The organism is Segetibacter aerophilus (genome assembly GCF_007991655.1).
Lineage (GTDB): Bacteria > Bacteroidota > Bacteroidia > Chitinophagales > Chitinophagaceae > Segetibacter > Segetibacter aerophilus.
Genome location: NZ_BJYT01000071.1, coordinates 1 through 1317 on the forward strand (window position 1 = coordinate 1; position 1317 = coordinate 1317).

At 47.0% G+C, this 1317-nt stretch carries 1 protein-coding gene; it reads left to right on the plus strand.

Translation table 11 applies throughout. The features are described from left to right. Nucleotides 1–1317 (plus strand): condensation domain-containing protein (locus SAE01_RS24300; RefSeq protein WP_246113333.1); only part of this gene is annotated, 1317 nt, incomplete at both ends.

Consider the following 1317-nt stretch of genomic DNA (forward strand, 5'->3'; position numbering starts at 1 on the left):
TTAGAGGGAAGCGTACAATATCATATACCTGTAGTACTAAAGCTGCAGGGAAAGCTGGACAAGGAAGCCCTAAGCGCAGCCATGCAGCAGATTGTAGAGCGCCATGAAGTATTGCGGACCGTGTTTTATGAGCAGGATGGAGAAGCCAGGCAGGTAGTACAGGAGAACACTGCTCCTGTAATGCAGTTGGTAGATGGAAGTAAATTTTTAGAAGACCGCCAGGGCCTCGAGAATTATATAAAGCAGTTAATACGTACCCCTTTTAACCTCTCAGAAGACGCTATGTTGCGTGCTCACCTGATGGAGATGGGCGAGGATGAGTACCTGCTTGTAGTAACACTTCATCACATTGCTTCAGATGGTTGGTCCAGGTCGATACTTGTAGGCGAACTGGCCGAACTATATGCCGCTGCCCGTGAACAACGTGATCCAGGGTTTAAACCTTTAGCGGTACAATATGCAGATTTTGCAATATGGCAGCGGGGTTACCTTAAGGGAGATATTTTAGATAAAAAATTAGATTACTGGAAAAACAAGCTCACCGGTGCATCACCCCTTGATCTGCCAACTGACTATGTGCGTCCTGCCGTTCAGGGTACACGTGGTGCAGTAATGAGCTTCAATATAGATTCTGACCTCCACGAGAGCCTGCAGCAGTTGAGCCATAAGCATGGGGCAACCTTATACATGACCTTATTGTCGGCCTTCAATGTGTTGTTGCACCGCTATAGCGGGCAGGAGGATATCTGTGTGGGAACGCCCATTGCAGGTCGCCAGCAGCAGGAACTTGAAGCCCTGATAGGATTTTTCGTTAATACCCTGGCTATGCGTAGCCATGTAGATAGTGAACTACCGTTTACAGAACTGCTGCAACAGGTAAAGGCCACTACAATGGAAGGGTATGCCAACCAGGAGATACCTTTTGAGAAAGTGGTTGAAGCAGTAGTAAAGGACAGGGATATGAGCCGCAATCCACTGTTCCAGGTAATGTTCATTTTGCGTAATACACCTGATGTTCCTGAGCTTCGTTTAGGAGACATTGCTTTATCGCGTACAGGTTATGAACACAGCACTTCACTGTTCGACTTCAGTTTATTTATTACAGAAACAGAAAGAGGGCTGCATGCAGCCATAGAATATAGTACCGACCTTTTTACCAGGGCCACAATGGAACGGATGGCAGGGCATTTTACCCGGCTGTTAAGCTCTGTTGTAAGAACGCCTGAGGAAAAGGTAGGACGTCTTGGGTTGCTGACAGCAACTGAAGAAGAAACATTGGTTTCCGGGTTTAATACCACCACCACCCTTTATCCCCGT